The organism is Pseudomonas oleovorans subsp. oleovorans, assembly GCF_002197815.1.
GTDB classification, from domain to species: Bacteria; Pseudomonadota; Gammaproteobacteria; order Pseudomonadales; family Pseudomonadaceae; genus Aquipseudomonas; species Aquipseudomonas oleovorans.
This window is the reverse complement of record NZ_NIUB01000031.1, coordinates 33,650-57,445: the sequence shown is the minus strand read 5'-3', so window position 1 is coordinate 57,445 and position 23,796 is coordinate 33,650. Positions and strand designations below refer to the sequence as shown.

At 63.8% G+C, this 23,796-nt stretch carries 24 protein-coding genes; 13 read left to right on the top strand and 11 right to left on the bottom strand.

What is annotated here, in order from left to right; translation table 11 throughout:
• Positions 1-226: 226 nt before the first annotated feature.
• The 4 genes from erpA to argC all read right to left on the bottom strand — a co-directional run bounded on the left by erpA (position 227) and on the right by argC (position 2,824).
• The gene (erpA, locus tag PSOLE_RS17380) at positions 227-577 is read right to left on the bottom strand and encodes an iron-sulfur cluster insertion protein ErpA (RefSeq protein ID WP_003463426.1); all 351 of its coding nucleotides are present in this window, start codon (positions 575-577) and stop codon (positions 227-229) included.
• A gap of 72 nt (positions 578-649) precedes the next feature.
• Positions 650-1,060 (bottom strand): bactofilin family protein, encoded by a 411-nt coding sequence (locus tag PSOLE_RS17375; protein WP_074858641.1) that lies wholly within the window; start codon positions 1,058-1,060, stop codon positions 650-652.
• The gene (locus PSOLE_RS17370) at positions 1,050-1,793 is read right to left on the bottom strand and encodes a DUF6776 family protein (RefSeq protein WP_242408763.1); all 744 of its coding nucleotides are present in this window, start codon (positions 1,791-1,793) and stop codon (positions 1,050-1,052) included. The genes PSOLE_RS17375 and PSOLE_RS17370 overlap by 11 nt, the downstream gene beginning before the upstream one ends.
• Positions 1,790-2,824, bottom strand: a complete 1,035-nt coding sequence (gene argC, locus PSOLE_RS17365) for an N-acetyl-gamma-glutamyl-phosphate reductase (protein ID WP_003463435.1) — start codon at positions 2,822-2,824, stop codon at positions 1,790-1,792. Before argC ends, PSOLE_RS17370 begins: the two co-directional genes overlap by 4 nt.
• A gap of 134 nt (positions 2,825-2,958) precedes the next feature.
• Between argC and hemJ the strand changes: the two genes are divergently transcribed.
• The 5 genes from hemJ to PSOLE_RS17340 all read left to right on the top strand — a co-directional run bounded on the left by hemJ (position 2,959) and on the right by PSOLE_RS17340 (position 7,504).
• Positions 2,959-3,387 carry a protoporphyrinogen oxidase HemJ gene (gene hemJ, locus PSOLE_RS17360; RefSeq protein ID WP_017675639.1) on the top strand — a complete coding sequence of 143 codons (429 nt, stop codon included), beginning with the start codon at positions 2,959-2,961 and terminating at the stop codon, positions 3,385-3,387.
• A gap of 10 nt (positions 3,388-3,397) precedes the next feature.
• Positions 3,398-4,360, top strand: a complete 963-nt coding sequence (locus PSOLE_RS17355) for an NAD(P)H-dependent flavin oxidoreductase (RefSeq protein WP_074858644.1) — start codon at positions 3,398-3,400, stop codon at positions 4,358-4,360.
• A complete protein-coding gene (locus PSOLE_RS17350) occupies positions 4,357-5,619 on the top strand; it encodes an alanine racemase (protein ID WP_074858647.1) in 1,263 nt (420 codons plus the stop codon). The genes PSOLE_RS17355 and PSOLE_RS17350 overlap by 4 nt, the downstream gene beginning before the upstream one ends.
• A 124-nt stretch (positions 5,620-5,743) precedes the next feature.
• The gene (locus tag PSOLE_RS17345; RefSeq protein WP_039965202.1) at positions 5,744-6,706 is read left to right on the top strand and encodes a DUF805 domain-containing protein; all 963 of its coding nucleotides are present in this window, start codon (positions 5,744-5,746) and stop codon (positions 6,704-6,706) included.
• A 9-nt stretch (positions 6,707-6,715) separates the two neighbouring features.
• On the top strand, positions 6,716-7,504 hold the full coding sequence (locus PSOLE_RS17340; protein WP_074858650.1) for an SDR family NAD(P)-dependent oxidoreductase: 789 nt from the start codon (positions 6,716-6,718) through the stop codon (positions 7,502-7,504).
• On the opposite strand, the gene PSOLE_RS17335 is transcribed toward PSOLE_RS17340, so the two are convergent.
• Positions 7,505-8,986 (bottom strand): AAA family ATPase, encoded by a 1,482-nt coding sequence (locus PSOLE_RS17335; protein ID WP_088339332.1) that lies wholly within the window; start codon positions 8,984-8,986, stop codon positions 7,505-7,507.
• 191 nt (positions 8,987-9,177) lie between these two features.
• On the opposite strand from PSOLE_RS17335, the gene PSOLE_RS17330 reads away from it, so the two are divergent.
• Together PSOLE_RS17330 and coq7 are read left to right on the top strand one after the other, a co-directional pair.
• Positions 9,178-9,948: a formylglycine-generating enzyme family protein gene (locus PSOLE_RS17330; RefSeq protein ID WP_244597220.1), complete on the top strand. Its 771-nt coding sequence runs from the start codon at positions 9,178-9,180 to the stop codon at positions 9,946-9,948.
• Positions 9,949-10,153: 205 nt separating this feature from the next.
• On the top strand, positions 10,154-10,801 hold the full coding sequence (gene coq7 / locus PSOLE_RS17325) for a 2-polyprenyl-3-methyl-6-methoxy-1,4-benzoquinone monooxygenase (protein WP_074858656.1): 648 nt from the start codon (positions 10,154-10,156) through the stop codon (positions 10,799-10,801).
• A gap of 45 nt (positions 10,802-10,846) precedes the next feature.
• Here coq7 and PSOLE_RS17320 read toward each other — a convergent pair whose 3' ends face one another.
• On the bottom strand, positions 10,847-11,269 hold the full coding sequence (locus tag PSOLE_RS17320) for an OsmC family protein (protein ID WP_017675647.1): 423 nt from the start codon (positions 11,267-11,269) through the stop codon (positions 10,847-10,849).
• Between the two features lie 234 nt (positions 11,270-11,503).
• On the opposite strand from PSOLE_RS17320, the gene crp reads away from it, so the two are divergent.
• A complete protein-coding gene (gene crp, locus PSOLE_RS17315; protein ID WP_055985421.1) occupies positions 11,504-12,148 on the top strand; it encodes a cAMP-activated global transcriptional regulator CRP in 645 nt (214 codons plus the stop codon).
• 49 nt (positions 12,149-12,197) lie between these two features.
• On the opposite strand, the gene trpC is transcribed toward crp, so the two are convergent.
• The 4 genes from trpC to PSOLE_RS17295 all read right to left on the bottom strand — a co-directional run bounded on the left by trpC (position 12,198) and on the right by PSOLE_RS17295 (position 15,606).
• Positions 12,198-13,037: an indole-3-glycerol phosphate synthase TrpC gene (trpC, locus tag PSOLE_RS17310; RefSeq protein WP_074858659.1), complete on the bottom strand. Its 840-nt coding sequence runs from the start codon at positions 13,035-13,037 to the stop codon at positions 12,198-12,200.
• A complete protein-coding gene (gene trpD, locus PSOLE_RS17305; protein ID WP_074858662.1) occupies positions 13,034-14,080 on the bottom strand; it encodes an anthranilate phosphoribosyltransferase in 1,047 nt (348 codons plus the stop codon). Before trpD ends, trpC begins: the two co-directional genes overlap by 4 nt.
• A complete protein-coding gene (locus tag PSOLE_RS17300; RefSeq protein WP_074858729.1) occupies positions 14,077-14,673 on the bottom strand; it encodes an aminodeoxychorismate/anthranilate synthase component II in 597 nt (198 codons plus the stop codon). Before PSOLE_RS17300 ends, trpD begins: the two co-directional genes overlap by 4 nt.
• Before the next feature lie 270 nt (positions 14,674-14,943).
• On the bottom strand, positions 14,944-15,606 hold the full coding sequence (locus PSOLE_RS17295) for a GntR family transcriptional regulator (RefSeq protein ID WP_039965204.1): 663 nt from the start codon (positions 15,604-15,606) through the stop codon (positions 14,944-14,946).
• 275 nt (positions 15,607-15,881) lie between these two features.
• Between PSOLE_RS17295 and PSOLE_RS17290 the strand changes: the two genes are divergently transcribed.
• From PSOLE_RS17290 to PSOLE_RS17270, 5 genes are read left to right on the top strand one after another with little or no spacing between them, the layout of a single operon-like run.
• Entirely contained in the window at positions 15,882-17,117 is a 1,236-nt protein-coding gene (locus PSOLE_RS17290) for an NRAMP family divalent metal transporter (protein WP_074858664.1), read from the top strand.
• Between the two features lie 16 nt (positions 17,118-17,133).
• Positions 17,134-17,904 (top strand): LamB/YcsF family protein, encoded by a 771-nt coding sequence (locus PSOLE_RS17285; protein WP_003463498.1) that lies wholly within the window; start codon positions 17,134-17,136, stop codon positions 17,902-17,904.
• Positions 17,901-18,707 carry a putative hydro-lyase gene (locus tag PSOLE_RS17280; protein ID WP_074858666.1) on the top strand — a complete coding sequence of 269 codons (807 nt, stop codon included), beginning with the start codon at positions 17,901-17,903 and terminating at the stop codon, positions 18,705-18,707. The genes PSOLE_RS17285 and PSOLE_RS17280 overlap by 4 nt, the downstream gene beginning before the upstream one ends.
• 9 nt (positions 18,708-18,716) lie before the next feature.
• Positions 18,717-20,330, top strand: coding sequence for a 5-oxoprolinase subunit B/C family protein (locus tag PSOLE_RS17275; RefSeq protein ID WP_074858669.1), 1,614 nt, complete (start codon positions 18,717-18,719; stop codon positions 20,328-20,330).
• Positions 20,327-22,057: an acetyl/propionyl/methylcrotonyl-CoA carboxylase subunit alpha gene (locus PSOLE_RS17270; protein ID WP_074858671.1), complete on the top strand. Its 1,731-nt coding sequence runs from the start codon at positions 20,327-20,329 to the stop codon at positions 22,055-22,057. Before PSOLE_RS17275 ends, PSOLE_RS17270 begins: the two co-directional genes overlap by 4 nt.
• A gap of 223 nt (positions 22,058-22,280) precedes the next feature.
• Here PSOLE_RS17270 and trpE read toward each other — a convergent pair whose 3' ends face one another.
• A complete protein-coding gene (gene trpE, locus PSOLE_RS17265; RefSeq protein WP_074858672.1) occupies positions 22,281-23,759 on the bottom strand; it encodes an anthranilate synthase component I in 1,479 nt (492 codons plus the stop codon).
• Positions 23,760-23,796: the final 37 nt, after the last annotated feature.

Here is a 23,796-nt window from a genome sequence, read left to right as displayed (position 1 = left end):
GCCAGCATTTTGCCTCGGGCTTCCTTCAGATTCGCAGTCGCCCGCGACACCCTTGCCTCTGGCTAACACTTCCCCTTGCCGGGTGTGTAGAGGACTTTCACCTCCAAGTCGTCCAGTCCACCACCACTGTGAACCGAACAGCGCCAGTCACGGCGCTACGCGCCATGCCTGGCGCACAACGAAAACGCCGCGCATCGAGCGCGGCGTCTGTCATCAGGCGAAGCATTCAGATCGAGAAAGACGACCCGCAACCACAGGTGGTGGTGGCATTGGGGTTCTTGATCACGAAACGCGAACCTTCCAGCCCTTCCTGATAATCGACCTCCGAACCAGCCAGATACTGGAAGCTCATGGCATCGACCACCAGACTCACGCCTTCACGCTCGACGATGGTGTCGTCCTCGGCCACGTCCTCATCGAAGGTAAAGCCGTACTGAAAGCCCGAGCAGCCGCCGCCCGTGACGAACACGCGCAGCTTCAGGCGCGGATTGCCCTCTTCATCGACCAGGTTCTTCACCTTGCTGGCCGCGCCTTGGGTAAAGTGCAAGGGGGCAGGGGTGAAGGTTTCGACGCTCATTCTGGACTCCCGGCGCCATGCGCCATACTGCTTTGGGCGTGCATTATCCGCTTGCCCGACGAAATTGGTCAACTATTGCTCGACTTCCAGCGCAGCGGGAAGCTCGAGTGGCCGCTCACCATCCTTGAGGTGACAGAGGCGCCCCTCGATCTGCGCCCCCATGGCCATCTCCATCAGGCCGTAATGCAGGTTGCCGCGAACCCGGGAGCGTGAACCCAGCTCAAGATGGCCGCTGGCGAACACATCACCACTCACCTCTCCATCGATCACTATATGGGGTGCGCGTATCTCACCTTCAACCAGGCCGCCTGCACTCACGCGCACCAGCCCTTCGGTAGCCAACAGATTACCGGTGACCCGACCATCCACTTGCACCGCGCCCTGAAAGCGCATGTCGCCTACCAGCTCGGCGCCAACGGCAATCAGGCTGGTCTTACCGCTGAAGCGCTGCAAGTCGGGTTTGGTCTTGTCTTTACTCCACATGGGTGGCTATCGCTCCTGATTTTATCCATTCGAATGTACGGCTCAGCGGTTTGTCACCCTCGACCTCCGCCTGAACCTTGACCTGACGCGGCTCGAAGCCCTCAGGTAGTTGTAGCTCGCCGAAACGACCCGCTTCGGGGAAGGACTGGAAGTGCTTGAAGGAGAAGGCAATGCTGCTCTCGCTGACCTCGTCGGACAACGCCGCCAGCTCCAACATGGCCGGCTTACCGTCCTGCAGTCCTTCGACCGTGATACGCAAGCGCCCCTGCAATGCCTCATCACTGGTACCGACTCGGCTCATCAGCAATTTGTAGCGGAATCGCTGCGGCGCGTCCGTGGCTTGCAGCTCAAAGGCGCGAATGCGAATGCCTTCACGACGACTGGCAGGTGCCAACACGCCTTTATAGAAGGCCAGATCCTGCTGCTGCTTGAAGATCTGCTCCTCCAGCAGTTTGATGGTGCGGCGATTCTGCTCCATGGCCTGCTGAGTGACCTTGTCGCTACTGCCGACCACAGCCAGGCGCTGGCGCAACAGCTCCAGTTCCTGCTCCTGTTCGGCAACACGGGTCAGCAGTGCGTGCGTATCTTCGGGCGTCTGCTGAGGCTGCACCTGTGGCCAGTACCATCCCAGGGCAAAGGCCGCCGGTACGGCGAGCACCAGCAGCAGTTGCAGCCAACGGCGTCTGCGCTCACGACGCGGATCGCTGAGGCGGACCTCCCAGCCCGGTATCACGGCAGCAGGGCCGCGTGCGACAGGCCGAGACGCTCGTCGAGACCGAAGAGGATGTTCATGTTCTGCACCGCCTGGCCGGAGGCCCCCTTGACCAGGTTGTCGATCACCGAGAGCACCACCACCAGGTCGCCGCCCTGCGGACGGTGCACGGCGATGCGGCAAACGTTGCCTCCGCGCACGCTGCGGGTTTCCGGGTGGCTGCCCGCCGGCATCACATCGACGAAAGGCTCGCCGGCGTAACGCTTCTCGAACAGTGCCTGCAGATCGACCGAGGTATCGGCCACGCGCGCATACAGGGTAGCGTGAATGCCACGAATCATCGGCGTCAGGTGTGGTACGAAGGTAAGGCCGACATCGCTACCTGCTGCCTGGCGCAGCCCCTGGCGAATTTCCGGCAGGTGGCGGTGGCCCTTGACCGAGTAGGCTTTCATGCTCTCGCCGGCCTCACAGAACAGTGAACCAACGCTGGCGCCACGACCGGCACCGCTGACACCGCTCTTGCAGTCGGCGATCAGGCTACCGGTCTCAGCCAGTCCAGCTTCAAGCAGCGGGATCAGCCCCAGCTGAGTAGCGGTCGGGTAGCAGCCGGGTACGGCGATCAGGCGCGCAGTCTTGATCGCCTCACGATTGACCTCGGGCAGACCATACACCGCCTCGCTCAGCAGCTCGGGGGCGCCGTGCGGCTGGCCGTACCACTTGGCCCACTCCTCGGCGTCCTGCAGACGAAAATCGGCGGACAGATCGATCACCCGCGTACCGGCAGCGAGCAACTCACCAGCCAGGGCATGGGCCACACCATGCGGGGTGGCGAAGAACACCACATCACAAGCGCCCAGGGTGGCGACATCCGGCACGCTGAACGCGAGCTCGGGGTAATGGCCGCGCAGATTGGGGTACATCTCATCGACGCGCAGGCCGGCCTCGGAACGGGAAGTAATCACGGTCACCTCTGCCTGCGGGTGTTGCGCCAGCAGACGCAGCAATTCGACACCGGTGTAGCCCGTGCCGCCGACGATACCGACCTTGATCATCACATGCCCCTTTGCAAAAGCCATTGGAAAGTTGCCGATGATAAAGCCGCATCGGCCAAGCTCCAACCGCGGAGGTGACGCAGACCGTCAGTTGCCTCTACTATCGAGGCCATTTTTCAGTGCGGGAAGCGAAAATGCTCTATCTCTGGCTCAAGGCTCTGCACATCATCGCCATGGTCTGCTGGTTCGCCGGCCTGTTCTATCTGCCGCGCCTGTTCGTCTATCACGCCATGAGCAGCGACGCCGCCAGTCACGAACGTTTCTGCATCATGGAGCGCAAGCTGTATCGCGGCATCATGATCCCCTCGATGATCGCCACGCTTGGCCTGGGCATCTGGTTACTCAGCCTCAATTCGGCGTACTACTTCACGCAAGGCTGGATGCACGCCAAGCTCACCCTGGTAGTGGCGCTGGTGATCTATCACCACCTGTGCGGCGCTCAGCTCAAGCGCTTTGCCCGCGGCGAGAACAGCCGCAGTCACGTGTTCTATCGTTGGTTCAATGAAGCGCCGGTGCTGGCTCTGCTGGGCATCGTCATCCTGGTCGTCGTCCGCCCCTTCTGAGGAATTCGCCATGTCTCTACCTGCCCTGCTCGATCAACGCCTGCGCCTGCCTCTGGTAGCTGCGCCGATGTTTCTGGTGTCCAACCCGCCGCTGGTCAGTGCCTGCTGCAACAGCGGCATCGTCGGCAGTTTTCCGGCGCTGAACCAGCGCGAGAGCGCCGGTTTCGCCGCCTGGCTCGATGAGATCGAAGCCAGCCTGGCAAGCAACGCCGCGCCTTATGCCGTCAATTTGATCGTGCATAACAGCAACCCGCGCCTGCAGGCGGACCTGGCCATCTGCGTCGAACGCCGCGTGCCTATCGTCATCACCAGTCTGGGCGCGGTGAAGGAAGTGGTCGATGCGGTGCACAGCTACGGCGGCCTGGTGTTTCATGACGTGACCACCCGCCGCCATGCCGAAAAAGCTGCCGAGGCCGACGTGGATGGCCTGATCGCCGTGGCAGCCGGCGCTGGCGGCCACGCCGGGACCTGGAGTCCCTTCGCCCTGCTGGCCGAGATTCGTCAGTTCTTCGACAAGACCGTGTTGTTGTCCGGCTGCCTCAACCACGGCCACGAAATTCTCGCCGCGCAGTTGCTCGGTGCCGACCTGGCCTATATGGGCACCCGCTTCATCGCCACGACCGAGAACAACGCGTCGGCCGATTACAAGGCGATGATTCTCGAAGCGCGGGCCGCCGACATCATTCACACACCCGCCGTGTCCGGTGTACCGGCCAGCTTCATGCGCCAGAGTCTGGAACAGGCCGGCTACGACCTGAAGCAGCTGCAGAACAAGGGCGATATCAACTACGGCGAGAAGCTCAAGCCGATGGATGAAGAAGCCAAGGCCTGGAAAACCGTCTGGTCGGCCGGCCAGGGCGTCGGCGGCATCGACGATCTGCCGTCGGTGCAGGAGCTGGTGTCGCGACTCGACCACGAATATCGCGCCGCACTGACACGTAGCCAAGCGCTGGGGCAACGCTGGCCGCGATGAAGCGTCGCCACCTGCTGGGCCTGGGCGCGCTCGGTCTACTCGGCGGCTGGGCACTGCGCCCAACTGATCGAGGTCGCGAGCATGACGCCTACTTCGCCGAGCTCAACCGGCAGTTGCAGCGCGATGGCGAGGGCATCCCCACCCTGCTGCTCGACCTCGATCGGCTCGACGCCAACGCCGACCTGCTGGCCGCAAGACTGGGCGGTCGCCTCCAACTGCGCCTGGTGGCCAAATCGCTGGCCAGCACCGGCCTATTGGAATACCTGGCCAAGCGCCTGCAGACCCAGCGCTTCATGGTCTTTCATCAGCCGCAACTGAACCACCTGGCCAGGAGCTTTCCCCAGGCCGACCTGCTGCTTGGCAAACCCATGCCGGTTGCCGCTGCGCTGAATTTCTATCGCCAGCTTGCGCACCACCTGGATTTCGATCCCGACCGCCAGGTGACCTGGCTGATCGACAGCCAGCAGCGCCTGATGCAATACAGTGAGCTGGCCAAGGCGCTGGGGCGACCGCTGCGCATTGCGCTGGAAATCGGCGTTGGCCTGGAGCGCGGCGGTTTCGCCACGCCGCAAACGCTGGCTCAAGCGCTGCTGCAGCTTCGCCAGCAGCCGGCACTGCGTCTGCAGGGGCTGATGGGTTATGACGCGCATGTCGCGCACAGCCCACCCTGGCAGAATCAGTTACGAGCATTCAGCGAGGCCGATGAGCGCTATCGACTATTTATCAGCAGCGCTCAGGGGTTCAGCGATCTTTGGCCAGCAAAGCCGCTGCTCAACGGTGCCGGCAGCCTGACCTACCTGCTGCACAGCCAGCAGGAGACTTCGCTCAATGAAGTCGCCGTCGGTTCCGCCCTGCTCAAGCCCGCGGAGTTCGACACGCCACTGCTCAAGGAGCATCAGCCGGCCCTGTGGATCGCCAGCCCCATACTCAAGACGGTCGACGGCGCCCTGCCCTACCTGCAACCGCTGCACCCCCTGATCAGCGCCTGGAACCCCAACCGAGAGAACGCCTACTACCTCTACGGCGGTCGCTGGCCGGCGCAGCCCGTCTCACCGGCCGGGCTCGACTACGACGAACTCTACGGCCGTAGCGCCAACCAGGAGCGCCTGGTGGGTGGTAAAGGCACACGACTGACGAACAACGATTGGGTATTTCTGCGCCCCGCGATCAGCGAAGGCGTGCTGGGCGATTTCAGCGAAATACGTCTACTACGCCGCGGCCAACTGGTCGGCCGCTGGAGCACAATAGGTAACAGCTGAACAATAGCCATGAGCGGCGCTTCAGGCCGCTTGTATATTGGCCTCGCGGCACTCTAGGCTTATGCCTCGCTTGCTGCTCAACGGGCGCTCGCTCCCCCCACTTCCCGCCGACAAGGAAGCTCGCATGAATCAACCGCGCTACAAGATCGTGTTCGACGGCCAACTGATGCCCGAGGCATCGCTGGAAATGGTCAAGACAAACCTGGCCCGTCTGTTCAAGAGCGACCTTGCCCGTATCGACAGTCTGTTCAGCGGAACGCCGGTGGCGCTCAAGCGTGATCTGGGTGAAGGCGAGGCGGAGCAGTACCTCAATGCTCTGCAGAAGGCGGGGGCCAAGGTGCGCAAGGAGCTGGATCAGGCCGCCAGCCTGAGCCTGGTGCCAACCGAAGCCGAAACCGAGCAGGCTGTAGACGCGGCCACACCGCATATGACCTGCCCCAAATGCGGTCATGAGCAGGCCAAGGCGAGCGAGTGCTCCGCCTGCGGCATCATCATCGAGAAATACCTCGCGCGCCAGGCACAGTTGGCCGAAGCCGCTCCGGCCCCGGTACCTGTCGCAGCGGCTGCATCGCCCTACGCACCGCCACAGGCAAATGTCGCCGAGCAATTGCCGCAGTACTCCGAGCTCAAGGTCCTCGGCGTCAGCGGCCGGATCGGCCGCGTGCGTTACCTGGGCTGGCTGATGGCAATGACGCTGTGTTTCATCCCGATCATGTTGATCGGTACCGGCATTGCAGCCATGTCCTCGACCCTGGCCATGTTGGCGCTGGGCATCGTCAGTATTGCAGCTGTGGTGATCGGTATCTTCATCGGCGTGCAGCGTCTGCATGACATCGGCTGGTCCGGCTGGCTGCTGCTGGTACACCTGATCCCGGTAGTCGGCAGCGTGTTCGCCCTGCTGATGCTGATCATCCCCGGCACTCAAGGCGTCAACCGCTACGGCCCGCCACCGCCCCCCAACAGCACCGCAGTCAAGGTACTGGCCTGGTTGTTCCTGCTCATCCCCATCAGCGGCATCGTCGCTGCCATCGCCATTCCCCAGTATCAGGGCTATGTCGAGCGCGCCGCCGAGTATCAGGAGCAGTAATTCCCGACCATGCGCAGCTATGCATTGATCACCGGCGCGTCCAGCGGCATTGGCCTGGCCTTGGCCGAAGCCCTGGCACGCCGGGGGCGCAACCTGATCCTGGTGGCGCGCCGGCGTGATGCACTGGAAAGCATCGCCTGCGAGCTGGCCCAGCGCTTCGGCGTCGAGGTGCTGTTTCGTCTCTGCGACCTTAGCGAGCCGCTGCAATTGTCCGGTCTGCTACTGGAACTGGAAGAAGGCCAGTGGCATGTCGATCTGCTGGTGAACAACGCCGGCCTCGGCTGCGCAGGTCCGTTCCTGGAACAGGACTGGAGTCGCGAGCTGGAGCAACTGGAAGTTAACGTGCTGGCGCTGACCCGCCTGTGTCACGCACTCGGTCAGCGCATGGCCGAGCACGGCAGCGGGCAGATTCTCAACGTCGCCTCGGTCGCGGCCTTTCAGCCCGGCCCCTGGATGAGCAGCTACTACGCCAGCAAGGCCTATGTACTGAATTTTTCCGAGGGTTTGCGCGAGGAGCTGAGAGGCCGCGGCGTGCGTGTGTCAGTACTCTGTCCTGGCCCGACCCACAGCGCCTTTTTCCGTACGGCGCAGATGGACGTCACGCGGATTGCCGGCAGCAAGCTGATGATGAGCGCCGAAGAAGTGGCGCTGATCACCGTTCGCGCACTGGAAAAGAACCGCGCCATCATCATTCCCGGCTGGCGCAACCGCCTGCTGGCCCTGAGTCCACGCCTCGCGCCGCGCTGGCTGGTACGCAAACTCAGTGGTCGCCTGACCCGCCCCTTCACCGGCGCCTGATCAGCCGGCATTGACCGTCCGCCCATCGGCCCACTCGCGCAACGCCATCAAGCGCTCGGCCATCACCACCGACAGCGGCGCCGTGCTCTGCAGCGCGCGCAGCAGCAACCCCTGATCGACCGCCTGCTGCTGCGCCTGACCAGCGTAGAGCGCGCTGACCACCGCCTGCTCGATCTCGGCACCCGAGTAGCCCTCGCTGGCAGCAGCCAGTTGCGCGAGATCGAAGGTGTCTGGTTCCAGTTCACGGCGCTGCAGGTGGATACGGAAGATGTCGGCCCGCACCTCGGCACTGGGCAGGTCGACGAAGAACAGCTCGTCGAAGCGCCCCTTGCGTACCAGTTCCGGCGGCAGACGGTCGATGGCATTGGCCGTGGCCACCACGAACACCGGTGCCTTGCGCTCGGCCATCCAGGTCAGCAGGGTGCCGAGCACGCGCTGGCTCACGCCGCCGTCGTGGTCGCCACTGGCAAGCCCTTTCTCCACCTCGTCCATCCACAGCACGCAGGGCGCCATCTGTTCGGCCAGACGCAGCGCCTCACGCAGGTTGCGCTCGGTCTCGCCGAAGAACTTGTTGTACAGGCAGGCGAAGTCCAGACGCAGCAGCGGCAAGCCCCAGAGCCCGGCAACCGCCTTGGCCGCCAGGCTCTTGCCACCGCCCTGTACCCCGACCAGCATCACGCCTTTCGGCGCATCCAGGAGCTTGCCTTCGAGAAAGCCGGCCTGACGTCCGGCCAGCCAGCGCTTGAGGTTGACCAACCCGCCGACTTCGGCGAAGCGTGCAGTGTCGTATTCGAAGCTGAGCACGCCCTCCAGATCCAGCAACTGGAACTTGGTCTTGTTCAGTTCGGGGATGTCTTCCTGAGTGATCGCGCCGTCGTCGCAGATCACGTTGCGCGCCAGCGCCCGCGCCTCGGCATGGCTGAGGCCGCGCAGGTTCTTCACCACCTGCTGCAAGGTGCGGTTGTCGGTACGCTCGCGTACGCCGCGATTGCCTTCGCTCCAACGCGTCGCTTCGTCACGCACGATGCTCAGTAGCTCGTCTTCCGACGGCAGCGCGAGACTGAAACGAGCCGCGAAACGCTGTACTTCGGCAGGCAGCTTGAGCGCATGCGACACCAGCACCAGCGTCGGCGTATGCGCCGCCTCGCTCATGGCAATTTCCTTGAGCAGACGCACCAGCCGAGGATTGTCCTCGAGAAACGGATGCAGGTCGCACATCACGTACAGGTTCGGCTGCGGATCGGCCTTGATCATGCGCAGCGCCGCTTCCGGCTCCACGGTCGGCGACTCATCGACCGGCGCGCCACCGAAGCCCAGGCGCTGCAAGCCCTCGGTCACCGACCAGGTGTGCAGGCCGAGACCACGCCTGACCGCCAGGCCAGTCAGGGTTTCCAGCACGCGCAACTCGTCCCAGGACTCGATCACCACCAGCTTGACCTTGGAATCCAGCACCAGCCCAAGATCATGAATATCGTTCTTCAACACCTGCTCCTTGTGAAATTTGGCCCACCCGGCTGGCGGCGCTACCATCTGCGCTTTGGCATGACCGGAGCACACAGTATGGATCGCCTAAACACGCAGATCGTCGCCGTAGGCCTCGCGCCGTGCAAGTGCTGAACACGCGTTGCGTCACAGTCGCCGCCTCCATTGCCATCGCAACCTGTGCACTGCTGGTGAGCCAACCAGCCGTCGCCAACGAGACCATCATCAGCGACCCCTTACCTAACGGCGGCCAGGGCCCGGAAATGGTGGTGATTCCGGCCGGCACCTTGCGTATGGGTGATGCCAGCGGACGAGGCAATGACAACGAGCGCCCGCAACGGACCATTGCCTTCGATCGCCCCTTCGCCATGGGCCGCTACGAAGTCACCTTCGCCGACTGGCAGAAATACGCCGACGCCAACGAGCTGCCCATGCCCGATAACGAAGGCTGGGGCCTTTCCGCGCAGCGCCCGGTGATCCACGTGTCCTGGCGCGATGCCCATGCCTACGTCCAATGGTTGTCACGCAAGACAGGTGCGCGCTACCGCCTGCCGACCGAAGCCGAATGGGAGTATGCCGCACGCGGCGGCAGCCAGAGCTACTACTGGTGGGGTGACGCGCTCGACAGCGACGAACAGGCACCGCGCGCTCATTGCCGCGGTTGCGCCAGCTCACGCCTGCTGCGCAACAAGACAGCCGCTGTTGGCCAGTTTCCGGCCAATGGCTTCGGCCTGCATGACACTGCAGGCAATGTCTGGGAATGGACAGCTTCCAACTACACGCAGCGCTTCGACGGCAGTGAAACGCAGAGTGCCGGCCTGCTCGACAATAGCCCGCGCGTGGTGCGCGGCGGCGGCTGGAACAGCGGCCCGGTCTACCTGCGCAGCAGCATGCGCGACCTCAAGCAACCGCATCACCGCGACTATGCCCTGGGCTTTCGCGTGCTGCGCGAGCTACCCTGAGAGACTGTCCTAAGTCTGCTGCGCGTCGGCCCTGCTGCGTTAAAAACAGGCTCGGAATGCTCATGTACAAAAGTACACTCCGCTTCCTCGCCTGTTTTTGCCTTGCACGATCCTAGCTCGCGAGACTTTAGAACAGCCTCTGAGCCACGGACGACCTGGCGACTTTGCAGTAGACTAGCGCTGTTGTTACCTCTGGAGGTGCCCCATGGCCAGCGAACGCCAGTATTCCCCCGTCGACCGCCTGCTACTGCAAGCCGATGCCGCGCTGCGCACGCTGCTGCCATTCAGCGGCGCGTCGAGTCGCCCCTCGCCTGCCATCGTGCAGAACGAGACCGAGCTGAGCAGTGAGGAGTCGCGTCATGTCGCCGGCCTGATGCGCATCAATCACACCGGTGAAGTGTGCGCCCAGGCGCTCTATCAGGGCCAGGCGCTGACCGCCAAGCTGCCGCAAGTGCGTAGCGCCATGGAGCATGCGGCCGATGAGGAAATCGACCACCTTGCTTGGTGCGAGCAGCGCATTCGTGAACTGGGTAGCCACCCGAGCGTGCTGAACCCGCTGTTTTACGGTCTGTCTTTCGGCGTTGGCGCCGTCGCCGGCCTGGTCAGTGATCGCGTCAGCCTCGGCTTTGTCGCCGCCACCGAGGATCAGGTGTGCAAACACCTGGACGAGCACCTGGAGCAACTGCCCGAGCATGATGCCAAGTCGCGCGCCATCCTCGAGCAGATGCGCATCGACGAACAGCAACATGCCAACAGTGCCCTGGCGGCGGGCGGCGTGCGCTGTCCGGCGCCGATCAAGTTCGGCATGACCTTGCTGTCGAAGGTGATGACCAAGAGCACCTACCGCATCTGAAACGAACGAGGGCGCCATTGGCGCCCTCGTCATTTTCAGCGAACCTCAGCCCAGCTCGACGATTTCGTAATCGTGGCTAATATCGACGCCGGCACGACCCAGCATGATCGAGGCCGAGCAGTACTTCTCCGCCGATAGCTCCACCGCCCTTTTCACCTGAGCCTCTTTCAGCCCACGGCCCTTGACCACGAAGTGCAGGTGAATCTTGGTGAACACCTTGGGCTCCTCGCCTGCGCGCTCGGCGTCGAGGAACACTTCGCAGCTTTCGACCGGCTGGCGGCCCTTGCGCAGAATGCTGACCACATCGAAGTTGCTGCAGCCACCGAGGCCGATCAGCAGCATCTCCATCGGTCGCACACCGAGATTACGACCACCGGCATCGGGTGGACCGTCCATCACCACGGCATGGCCACTACCGGACTCGCCGAGGAACAGAGCTTCACCGGCCCATTGCACACGCGCTTTCATCGTTCTTGGCTCCCAGAGTGGAAAAGTCCGGCAGATTAGCACAGCCGGGCAGCAGTCCGATGTGCGTCGATAACGCTAAAGTTCCGCCGGGTTATGTTACCCAGGTCGCAAAAAAGACCCCACTCATAGCGTGTCTGTTAAGCTGACGTCGGATTGCTGGCACACTTGGCCGGATAACAAATAAGAAATTGCCGTTGGACAAAGGCCTTCACTTTTCATATTCGGGACTCGGGCATGGTTGCTATTACCCTTACACCAAAAATCAAGAATCTCGACAAGCTTCTCGCGCACTGTCATCGCCGTCGTTACACCGCCAAAAGCACCATCATCTACGCAGGTGATCGCTGCGAAACCTTGTTCTTCATCGTCAAGGGCTCGGTCACCATCCTGATCGAGGATGACGATGGCCGTGAAATGATCATCGCCTATCTCAACTCTGGCGACTTTTTCGGCGAGATGGGCCTGTTCGAGAAAGATGGTTCAGAGAAGGAACGCAGCGCCTGGGTCCGCGCCAAGACCGAATGCGAAGTCGCGGAAATCAGCTACGCCAAGTTCCGCGAACTGACCCAGCAGGATCCGGACATTCTCTTCGCCCTGGGCAGCCAGATGGCCGAACGTTTGCGCAATACCACGCGCAAGGTCGGCGATCTGGCCTTCCTCGACGTCACCGGCCGCGTCGCGCGCACCCTGCTCGACCTGTGCAAGCAGCCAGATGCCATGACCCATCCGGATGGCATGCAGATCAAGATCACCCGCCAGGAAATCGGCCGCATCGTCGGTTGCTCGCGCGAGATGGTCGGCCGTGTACTCAAGTCTTTGGAAGAACAGGGCCTGGTACACGTCAAAGGCAAGACCATGGTGGTCTTCGGCACGCGCTGAACGGCCCCAATAGAAAAAGCCGGCTTGATTGCCGGCTTTTTCATGCGCGTTATTCCGGGTCCGCGCCGATTACTGCAGGCCGGCCGCGTTCGGGAAAGAACAGACGCTGCAATTCGCCGCCCGGGCTCTCGGCGCGCATAAAGGCCTCACCGACCAGAAAGGCATAGACCTCGTTGATCTCCATCAGCTCGACATCGGCGTGATTGAGAATGCCGCTCTCGGTCACCACCAAACGGTCACGCGGAATACGCGGCAGCAGGTCGAGGGTGGTTTCCAGGCTGACATCGAAGGTGTGCAGGTTGCGGTTGTTGATCCCCACCAGTGGTGTGTCCAACGTATTCAGCGCCCGCTCCAGCTCGGCGCCGTCATGCACCTCGACCAGCACGTCAAGGCCGACGTCCTTGGCCACCGAAGCCAGCTCGGCCATGCGCACGTCATCCAGGCAGGACACGATCAGCAGCACGCAGTCGGCGCCCAGTGCGCGCGCTTCGACGATCTGGTACGGATCGACCATGAAGTCCTTGCGGATCACCGGCAGCGCACAGGCGGCGCGGGCCTGTTGCAGGTACTGATCGGCGCCCTGGAAGAAATCGATATCGGTCAGCACCGACAGGCAGGTGGCGCCACCGGCCTCGTAGCTGCGGGCGATATCTGCCGGGACGAAGTCGGCGCGCAGCACACCCTTGCTCGGCGAGGCCTTCTTGATCTCGGCGATCACCGCCGGCTGCTTGCGCGCCGCCTGCTCGAGCAGTGCGCGGGCGAAGCCTCGCGGTGCGTCGGCACTGCGTGCAGCAGCCTCGACTTCGGCCAGGCTGACCTGGGCGCGCCGCGCCGCCACTTCCTCGAACTTACGGGCGACGATCTTCTCCAGTACGGTTGGTACGCTCACCCTTCGTTCTCCTGTTTGAATACCGCAGTAAAGGACACCAGCTCCTCCAGCTTCTCACGCGCCTGGCCGGTGTGCAGGGCGTCATGGGCCAGCTGCATACCTTCGCGCAGGCTGCTGGCATGATCCGCAGCGTAGAGCGCTGCGCCAGCATTAAGCACGATCATATCGGCGGCCTTCTGACCGTTGTCGGTCTTGCGCCGGCCGAGGGCATCATGGATCAGCGCCAGCGACTGCTCGGCGTTGTCGACGGTCAGGCCGATCAAGCTCTGACTCTTGATAGCGAAATCCTCAGGCTGGATGCGGTACTCGCTGACCACGCCATTCTTCAGCTCGGCGACGAAGGTCGGCGCGGCCAGGCTGACCTCGTCCAGGCCGTCCTGCGCGTGCACCACCAGCACGTGCTCGCTGCCCAGACGCTGCAGCACTTCGGCCATCGGCCGGCACAGCGCCTGGCTGAACACGCCGATGACCTGATGCTTGGCGCCTGCCGGGTTGGTCATCGGGCCAAGCATGTTGAAGATGGTGCGCAGGCCCAGCTCGCGGCGCGGGCCGATGGCGTGCTTCATCGCCCCGTGATGAGACGGCGCGAACATGAAGCCGACGCCCACACTCTCGACGCAGCGCGCGACCTGCTCCGGCTTGAGCCCCAGGTAGACGCCGGCGGCTTCCAGCAGATCGGCGCTGCCACTCTTGCCGGAGACTGCGCGGTTGCCGTGCTTGGCCACCTTGCCACCGGCCGCAGCGACGACGAAAGCCGCCGCAGTGGAGACGTTGAAGATGTTCATGCCATCGCCACCGGTGCCGCAGGTGTCGACCAGCCGCTCGGCGTCGATCTTCACCGGCGAGGCCAGCTCACGCATGACGCTGGCGGCACCGACGATCTCGTCAATGGTCTCGCTCTTCATGCGCATGCCCATGAGAAAGGCGCCGATCTGCGCGTCGGTGCACTGGCCGGTCATGATCTCGCGCATGACCGCCTGCATTTCCTCGGTGGTCAGATCGAGCTGGGCGACGATGCGGCCCAGGGCTTCCTTGATATTCATGCGCGCACGCCTCCGGTCTGCTTGAGGAAGTTGGCGAACAGTTCGTGACCCTGCTCGGTGAGGATGGACTCGGGGTGGAACTGCACGCCCTCGATGTTCAGGGTCTTGTGGCGCAGGCCCATGATCTCGTCGACCGAGCCATCTTCATGCTGGGCCCAGGCGGTGATTTCCAGACAATCCGGCAGGGTTTCGCGCTTGACCACCAGGGAATGATAGCGGGTCACGGTGAGTGGGTTGTTCAGACCGGCGAACACGCCTTTGTTCTCATGGAACACCGGGCTGGTCTTGCCATGCATCACCTGGCGCGCGCGCACCACGTCGCCGCCATAGGCCTGGCCGATGCTCTGATGGCCCAGGCAGACGCCGAGGATCGGCAGCTTGCCGGCGAAATGCAGGATGGCCTCGATGGACACCCCCGCTTCGGTCGGCGTACAGGGGCCGGGGGAGACGACGATGCGCTCGGGCTTGAGCGCTTCGATCTCAGCGACGGTCAATTCATCGTTGCGAATCACGTGCACATCAGCGCCCAGCTCACCCAGGTACTGCACGACGTTGTAGGTAAAGGAATCGTAGTTGTCGATCATCAGCAGCATGGTATGCATTGCCTCTTGATGTACTGCCTTGGTAGCCCCGAAGAACAGGTTTCACGCCCGAGCACGGCTCGACGACAGGGGAAACAACGGGAGCGAACGATAACGAACCGGCCGGGCCGGCAAGGGAAAGGTCAGGCGCGCCAGCGCCAACGGGCCAGGGCCTTGAGGAGACGCATCAGAAGGGTGCTGCTGAAGGTCACAGGGGTATCTCGCTTCACGATTGCCGCACAGTAGCCCAGCTCATGGCCAGGCGCAACCGTGAACGGCGGTTCAACGTACGCGACGCGCATAAGCAGCCAGCACGGTGCGTTCGGACTGCACCAGGTAGGCATCAAGCGCCTGCGCAGCCTCCTGAACCTGACCGGCTTCGAGGCGCTGGAGAATTGCCGCATTCATGTCGATGTAGGGCGAATGAAGGAGCTCGGCATCGTTGAGCAGACCGAAGGCCAGGCGCAGCTCGGCGGACAGATGGGCATAGAAGGTATTGAGGCGCTCACTGTCGGCCAGTTCGACGATGGCGGCGTGAAACGCCATGTTGGCGGTCCCCGCGCCGCTCCAGTCCTGCGCCTCACGGCAACGTTCGGCTGCGGCCACGGCCTGTGCCATGCGCTGCACGGCGGGATGTTTGGGGTAGGCCTGAGCCAGTGCCTGACATTCGATGAACCGGCGCACTCGGTATATATCGATGATCGAGGCCATATCCGGTATGGCGACGAACACTCCACGATTGGGCTCGTGCTTGAGCAGACCTTCCTGGGTCAGCACACGGAAAGCTTCGCGCAGGGTATTGCGAGAAATATCCAGGCTTTCACTCAGCGCAGCCTCTGACAGGCGCTGACCAGGCACCAGCTCACCATCGACCAGCTTGCGGCGGATTTCGGCCGTCACTGTTTCGCCAAGAGTGCGCGGGTTGTCGGGCATGTCTTTGCTCATCGTTCCATCCATTGTGCTTGGTGGGGCTGCCGGGCTCGCAGATGCTCCATGAGTCCGCCCCCCGAAGCAAGCGCTGCCGGGTGTCACCAGTTGCACAGCAATGGAACACAATCGGGTAATTAGGTAACAAAACAGTGCATATTGATGAACCATAAAATATTTATTGTTGAACAATATGCTCAGCATTAACCAACAATACAGCCCGACTCGAAGGGTCTTGGCACAGTGATTGCCTTGTCATGGACAACAGATCCTCCCCCATCCAGGAGCGCCCCATGCAAGCCCAGACCACCGCTGACTTCGCCCGCTCACGCCGCTCATCATTGATCGCGGCCATTTTCCTCATGGCCACTTCGGCCATTGGCCCAGGCTTCATCACCCAGACCGCCACCTTCACAGCAACCATGGGCGCCGCCTTTGCCTTCGGCATCCTTGCTTCGATCCTCATCGACTTCGTTGTCCAGCTGAACGTCTGGCGTATCGTCACCCTGACCCGCATGCGCGCCTCGGACCTGGCCAACGCGGCAATTCCCGGTAGCGGCTATGTGCTGGCGGTGCTGGTGATCTTCGGCGGGCTGGTGTTCAACGTCGGCAACATCGCTGGTGCCGGCCTGGGCCTGAATGCGCTGATGGGGCTGGATCCGAAATGGGGCGGCGGCCTCAGTGCGCTCGTCGCCATCGGTATCTTCCTGTCCAAGCGCGCAGGCATCGCAGTTGACCGTCTGATCGTGGTGCTGGGCCTGCTGATGATCCTGCTCACCCTGTTCGTCGCCATCGCCTCCAATCCGCCCCTGGGCGAAGCGTTGCGCCAAACTGTGTGGCCGGACACGATCAACTTCGCCACCATCACCACCATCGTCGGCGGCACTGTGGGCGGCTATATCACCTACGCCGGCGCACACCGCCTGCTGGATCGCGGCCTGGTCGGCGAGGAGCATGTGAAGGAAGTTACCAAGGCAGCGCTGAGCGGTATCGCGGTCACCGGCGTAATGCGCTACATCCTGTTCCTGGCGATTCTCGGCGTAGCTGCCAGCGGCGTGGTGATTGACACCTCAGGCCAGGGCGCCAACCCGGCGGCACAAGCCTTCCAGGCGGCGGCGGGCCAACTCGGCCTGCGCGCTTTCGGCCTGGTGCTCTGGGCTGCGGCCATCACCAGCGTGATCGGCGCGGCCTATACCTCAATGTCCTTCATCACCGCCTTCATGCCTGGCATCAGCGAACGTGGGCGTAACCGCGCTACGGTGTTGTTCATTGCTCTGTCGCTGAGCGCTTATCTCATGCTGGGCACTGCGCCAGCCGCTCTGCTGGTGTTCGCTGGCGGCTTCAACGGCCTGATTCTGCCGATTGGCCTGAGCATCTTCGTCTACGTCGGCTGGCGTCGATCCGACCTGATGGGCGGCTACCACTATCCACGCTGGCTGCTGACCCTGGGTGCCGTTACCTGCATCCTGACCTGGTACATGGCGGTCAAATCGGTCGGCCCGATTTTCGCCTTCCTCAACGTGGCCTGACTCCAGGAGACCCAACATGCCAACCATCGACCTCAACAGCGACCTGGGCGAGAGCTTCGGCCAGTGGTGCATGGGCGACGATGCCGCAATGCTCGACATCGTCACCAGCGCCAACGTCGCCTGTGGTTTCCACGCCGGCGACCCGGCCGGCATCCTGCGTACCCTCAGGGCCGCAGCGGCCAAGGGCGTGACCATTGGCGCCCATGTCGCCTACCCGGACCTGGTCGGCTTCGGCCGCCGCAACATGGATATCGCCAGCTTTGATCTGACTGCCGACGTGATCTACCAGATCGGCGCCCTGCAGGCCCTGGCCACTGCCGCCGGTACATCGGTGCGCTACGTGAAGCCCCATGGCGCGCTGTACAACACCATCGCCCACGACACGCGCCAGGCTCTGGCGGTGATCGAGGCGATCCGCGCCGTCGATGCACGCCTGGTGCTGGTCGCCCTGGCTGGCTCGCCGCTGGTCGAGCTGGCCCGTGGCGAAGGCCTGACCTGCATCGCCGAGGCCTTCGCCGACCGTGCCTACACGCCGCAGGGCACCCTGGTCTCGCGCCGCGAACCCGGTGCCGTGCTGCATGACGCCGAGCAGGTGGCCCAGCGCATGCTGCGCTTGGTGCAGACCGGCACGGTGGAAGCCATCGACGGCAGCACCACCCATATCGACGCCGACTCGATCTGCGTGCACGGCGACAGCCCCGGTGCCATCCAGATGGCCCGCGAGGTGCGCCAGTTGCTGGAGCAATCCGGCGTATCCCTGCAATCCTTCGCCGGAGCCGCCCAATGAATGCCATCCAACGAGCGCAGCAAGCCGCCATCGCCGCCGCGCGCGAAGCCCGTATCCGCTACCGCAACGGCCTGGTCACTCCCTCTGCCGGCGTGGCACCGGGCATGACCCAGGCCAACCTGATCGCCCTGCCCCGCGACTGGGCCTATGACTTTCTGCTCTACGCCCAGCGCAACCCCAAGGCCTGCCCGGTACTCGACGTGACCGACGCCGGCAGCCCGCACACGGTACTGGCAGAAGGCGCCGACCTGCGCACCGACCTGCCGCTGTACCGCATCTGGCGCGATGGCAAGCTGGCCGAGGAAGTCAGCGACGCTACCGCCGCCTGGGCGGAACACGCCGACATGGTGACCTTCCTGATTGGCTGCAGCTTCACCTTCGAGACCGGCCTGCAGGAGGCCGGCATCGAGGTGCGGCACATAGCAGATGGCTGCAACGTACCGATGTACCGTACCAACCGTGCCTGCCGTCCGGCGGGTCGCCTGCATGGCGAGATGGTCGTGTCGATGCGGCCGATCCCGGCGGATCGCGTGGCCGAGGCGGCCGGCATTTCCGGGCGTTATCCTTCGGTGCACGGCGCACCGGTGCATATCGGCGAGCCGGATCGGCTCGGCATCAAAGACCTGCAGGCGCCGGATTTCGGCGATGCGGTGCGCATCGAGCCCGGCGAAGTGCCGGTGTTCTGGGCCTGCGGCGTGACGCCCCAGGCGGCGGTCATGGCCTCCGGCGTGCCTTTCGCGATCACCCATTCGCCGGGCCATATGTTCATCACTGACGTGCCTGACAGCACGTACCACGTATAGGACAAGCCCGTGCGTTTTCTCCCAGCCAACCTCGATACGCTGCTCGTCGAACTGCAGGATCTCGACGAAACCCTGGCGCTGTTCGACGCGCTGCAGGCCGAGCCTATCGCCGGGGTCGAGGAAGTCGTCCCGGCGGCGCGGACGCTGCTGATCCAGTACCGGCCCAGCGCTATCGACCGCCAGGCGTTGATCGATGACATCGCCCGCCGCGACCTGAGCCAGCGCAGCACCCGCGAGAGCCGCCGCGTTGAAATTCCCGTGCATTACAACGGCGAAGACCTCGACGAAGTGGCCAGCTTGCTGGGCATCAGCCGTGAGGAAGTGGTACGCCGCCACACCAGCGCCGATTACGAAGTGGCCTTCTGCGGCTTCGCCCCCGGCTTCGGCTACCTGACCGGCGGCGCCGACTTCCAGGTGCCGCGCCGGCAGACGCCGCGCACGCGCATTCCAGCCGGCGCCGTGGCCCTCGCGGGCAACTTCAGCGGCGTGTATCCCAAGGCCACCCCCGGTGGCTGGCAGATCATCGGCGTCACACCGTTGCAGATGTGGGATTTGCAGCGCGACGAGCCGGCTCTGCTGCGCCCTGGCTACAAGGTGCGTTTTGTGGATGCCGGCCCGCTGCCGGCAGGTGGTCTGCCCGCCCATAAACAAACGACAGCCAGCAAGCCGCCGGCCGGTGCCCATCTTGAAATTCTCAGCCCCGGCCTGCAAACGGTGCTGCAGGATCTTGGCCGCGCAGGTCATACCGACCAGGGCGTGTCGATGTCCGGCGCCCTGGATCGCGGTGCCCTACGCGCGGCCAATCGCACAGTGGGCAATGACTCGGCCTGCGCCTGCCTGGAAGTGGTGCTCGGCGGTCTGAGCTTCCTCTGCCACGGTCGCACGCTCATCGCCATTACCGGCGCGCAAACGCCCATCACCGTCACCACTGCCAGCGGCCTGCAATGGCAGCCCGGTAATTACCAGCCCATCGAACTGGACGACGGCGACCGCGTCAGCCTCGGCGCGCCCCAGGCCGGGCTGCGCAGTTACCTGGCGATTCGCGGCGGCTTTGCCGTGGCGCCGGTGCTGGGCAGCCTGTCCTACGACAGCCTGGCCCAGGTCGGCCCGCCGCCGCTGAAAGCTGGAGACCGGCTGGGTTTCGAGGCAATCAGCGCCGGTTGCAGCGTATCGACGAGTGAAGGCCCGGCTTTCGAGCTGCCCACCGCCAAGGACATCATCACTCTGGATGTGGTGATGGGGCCGCGCAGCGACTGGTTCACCCCGGCGGCCATCGAACGCCTGAGCAGCCAGCTGTGGCGCGTCACCCCGCAATCCAACCGGGTCGGCATTCGCCTGGAAGGCGAGGTGCCGCTGGAGCGCTGTAAGCATGACGAACTGCCCAGCGAAGGCACTTCACTGGGCGCCATACAGGTGCCCGCGAGCGGCCAGCCGGTGCTGTTTCTCGCCGACCACCCGCTGACCGGCGGCTACCCGGTGATTGCCGCCGTGGCCAGCCACCACTTGGATCTGGCCGGGCAAATCCCGATCAACGCGCAGATCCGCTTCAACCCGATCGAGGCGTTCGCCGAACTCGAGCCCGACGCCTCCCATCTCACTGCCGATGCGAAGAACCAACCATGAAAAAAGTCCTGATCGCCAACCGTGGTGAAATCGCCGTGCGTATCGCCCGCGCCTGCCGTGATTACGGTGTAGCCTCCGTGGCCGTGTACGCCAATGCCGATATCGACGCCCTGCATGTGCGCCAGGCCGACGAAGCCTATGGGCTGGACGGCGAGCGCCCGGCCGACACCTACCTGAACATCGACAAGCTGCTGGCCATCGCCAAGCGCGCCGGTGCCGATGCTGTGCACCCCGGCTACGGCTTTCTCTCCGAGCGTGCCGACTTCGCCCGCGCCGTACAAGGCGCAGGGCTGATCTGGATCGGCCCGAACCCGGAAACCATCGATGTGCTCGGCGACAAGGTCGAAGCTCGCAAGCTCGCCCAGCAGGTCGGCGCGCCCCTGGTGGCCGGCACGCCCGGCCCGGTGCAGAGCGCCGCCGAGGTGCTGGCCTTCGCCGAACAGCATGGCCTGCCGATCGCCATCAAGGCCGCATTCGGCGGCGGCGGACGCGGCATGAAGGTCGCCTGGCGCATGGACGAAGTGGCCGAACTGTATGCCTCGGCGGTTCGTGAAGCCGAAGCCGCCTTCGGGCGCGGCGAATGCTTCGTCGAGCAGTTCCTCGACCGCCCACGGCATATCGAAGCCCAGGTGATCGCCGATAGCCACGGCAACGTGGTGGTGGTCGGCACCCGCGACTGCTCGCTGCAACGCCGCAACCAGAAGCTGGTGGAAGAAGCCCCGGCGCCTTTCATCACCGATGAGCAGCGCCAGCGCATTCACCAGTCCGCCCACGCCATCTGTGCGAAGGCCGGCTATGTCGGCGCCGGCACCGTGGAATACCTGCTCAGCGCTGATGGCACACTGTCATTCCTGGAGGTGAACACCCGCCTGCAGGTCGAACACCCGGTCACCGAGGAAACCGCCGGCGTCGATCTGGTCATCGAGCAATTGCGCATTGCCGACGGCCTGCCGCTGTCGTTCAGTGAAACACCGACGCCACGCGGCCACAGCTTCGAGTTTCGTATCAACGCCGAAGACGCCGGCAAGGGCTTTCTGCCCACCCCCGGCAAGATCAGCGAATTCCGCGCCCCGAGCGGCCCCGGTGTGCGCCTGGACAGCGGCGTGGAAAGCGGCTCGATGGTGCCTGGCACCTTCGACTCGATGATGGCCAAGCTGATCGTCACCGGCGCCACCCGCGAACAGGCCATCGCCCGCGCGCGCCGCGCCCTGGCCGAGCTCCAGATCGAGGGTATCGCCTCGGTGCTGCCCTTCCACCGCGCGGTGATGGATCACGACGATTTCACCGGTGGGCACTTCGCCGTGCACACGCGCTGGATCGAGACCGACTTCGCCGAGCAGATCACCCTGGCACCGCGCACCTTGCCGGCTGCTGGCGATACGGTGCTGCGCACCTTTATCGAGATCGACGGCAAGCGCCATGAACTGGGCCTACCCAGCGCCCTGCTGCAAGGCCTGGCGCCGTTGGGCGGCAGCGCCCAGACGGCACCACAGGCCGCTGCGCCTGTCGCCGAAGAAGGCCTGATCAGCGCGCCGATCTCCGGCAACTTGCACGCCTGGCTGGCCGAGGACGGCGCTCAGGTGAAAGCCGGCGAAGTGATCGCGGTCATGGAAGCCATGAAGATGGAAACCCAAGTCACCGCGCCAGCGGATGGCACCTTGCGTATTCGTGAACAGGCTGGCGCCTATCTGAATGCGGGGGCGGCGCTGGCCAGGCTGGAGGGCTGAGCAAGGCGCCGCGACTTTGTGAGGAACGGACAGGGATGTCCAACACGGTAGGGCGTACTCGCGAAGCAGTACGCCGTTACCCTTGTGCCAGGATTGGCATGATTTGGCGGACTGTTCGCTACGCTCCTGAGTCCGCCCTACGAACTGGCGTAGAGCGCAGCTATACCAGGAAATCGAATACAAGAAGGGCAGCCTAAGCTGCCCTTCTTGCTATCCGCTACGATCAGCGCGAACCCTGCTCCGCCAGCGCCACGGCCTTGAACATGGCGCGGCGCTTGTTCAGAGTTTCTTCCCACTCAAGGGCTGGCACCGAGTCAGCGACGATGCCGGCGCCGGCCTGGACGTGCAGCTCGCCGTCCTTGATCACGGCGGTACGAATAGCAATCGCCGTGTCCATATTGCCGTTCCAGGCGTAGTAGCCGACTGCACCGCCGTAGACGCCGCGTTTGACCGGCTCCAGCTCGTCGATGATTTCCATTGCGCGGATCTTCGGCGCACCGGACAGCGTGCCGGCCGGCAGAATGGCGCGCAAGGCGTCCATCGAGGTCAGGCCCTGTTTCAGCTCGCCGGTGACGTTGGAAACGATGTGCATGACGTTGGAGTAGCGCTCGATGACCATCTTCTCGGTCAGTTTCACCGAGCCGATTTCCGAGACGCGGCCAGTGTCGTTGCGGCCCAGGTCGATGAGCATCAGGTGCTCGGCAACTTCCTTGGCATCGGCCAGCAGGTCCTGTTCCAGCGCCAGGTCCTGCTCCTCGGTAGCGCCACGCGGGCGGGTGCCGGCGATGGGCCGCACGGTGACCAGGTTGTCCTCGACGCGCACCAGCACTTCGGGCGACGAACCCACCACGTGGAAGTCGCCGAAGTTGAAGAAGTACATGTAAGGCGTCGGATTGATGCAGCGCAGCGCGCGGTACAGATCAATGGGCGCCGCTTTGAACGGAATCGACATGCGCTGGGAAATCACCACCTGCATGCAGTCACCGGCCAGGATGTAGTCCTTGATGGCGCTGACCGAGCGTTCGTAATCCTCGCGGCTGAAGCTGGAGCGAAACGCTGGCTCCTCGCCTGCCGGCTTGTTCAGATCCACACCCAGACGCGGTGTGAACGGCTGACGCAGCTTATGCAGGATTTCCTGCAGTTGCGCCTGGCCACGCTCGAAGGCGTCCGCCTCGGCCGGGTCAGCCAGCACGATGGCGTGCATCTTGCCCGCCAGGTTGTCGAACACCACCACGGCATCGGAGACGTTGAGCAGAATGTCCGGCGTGCCCAGCGCATCGGGGTTCCCCCCGGCAGCCAGCTTGGGCTCGACGTAACGCACGCTGTCATAGGCGAAGTAACCGACCAGGCCACCATTGAAACGCGGCAACCCGGCGATGGTCGGCACCTTGTAGCGCGCCTTGAACTGCTCGACGAAGGCCAGCGGATCGGCGCACTCGTGACGCTCGACCTCGACGCCGTCGGTGGTGATCACCACGTCATGACCGTGCACACGCAGCACGGTGCGCGCCGGCAGACCAATGATCGAGTACCGGCCCCATTTCTCGCCGCCCTGCACCGATTCAAGCAGGTAGGAGTTGGGCGCATCGGCCAGTTTCAGGTAGATCGACAGCGGCGTGTCGAAGTCGGCGATGGTTTCGCAGGCAAGCGGAATGCGGTTGTAGCCTTCAGCGGCTAAACGCAGGAATTCTTCATGGGTCATGATCAGCCTCATGGCTCGGGGTAAACGGTCGGGTGCA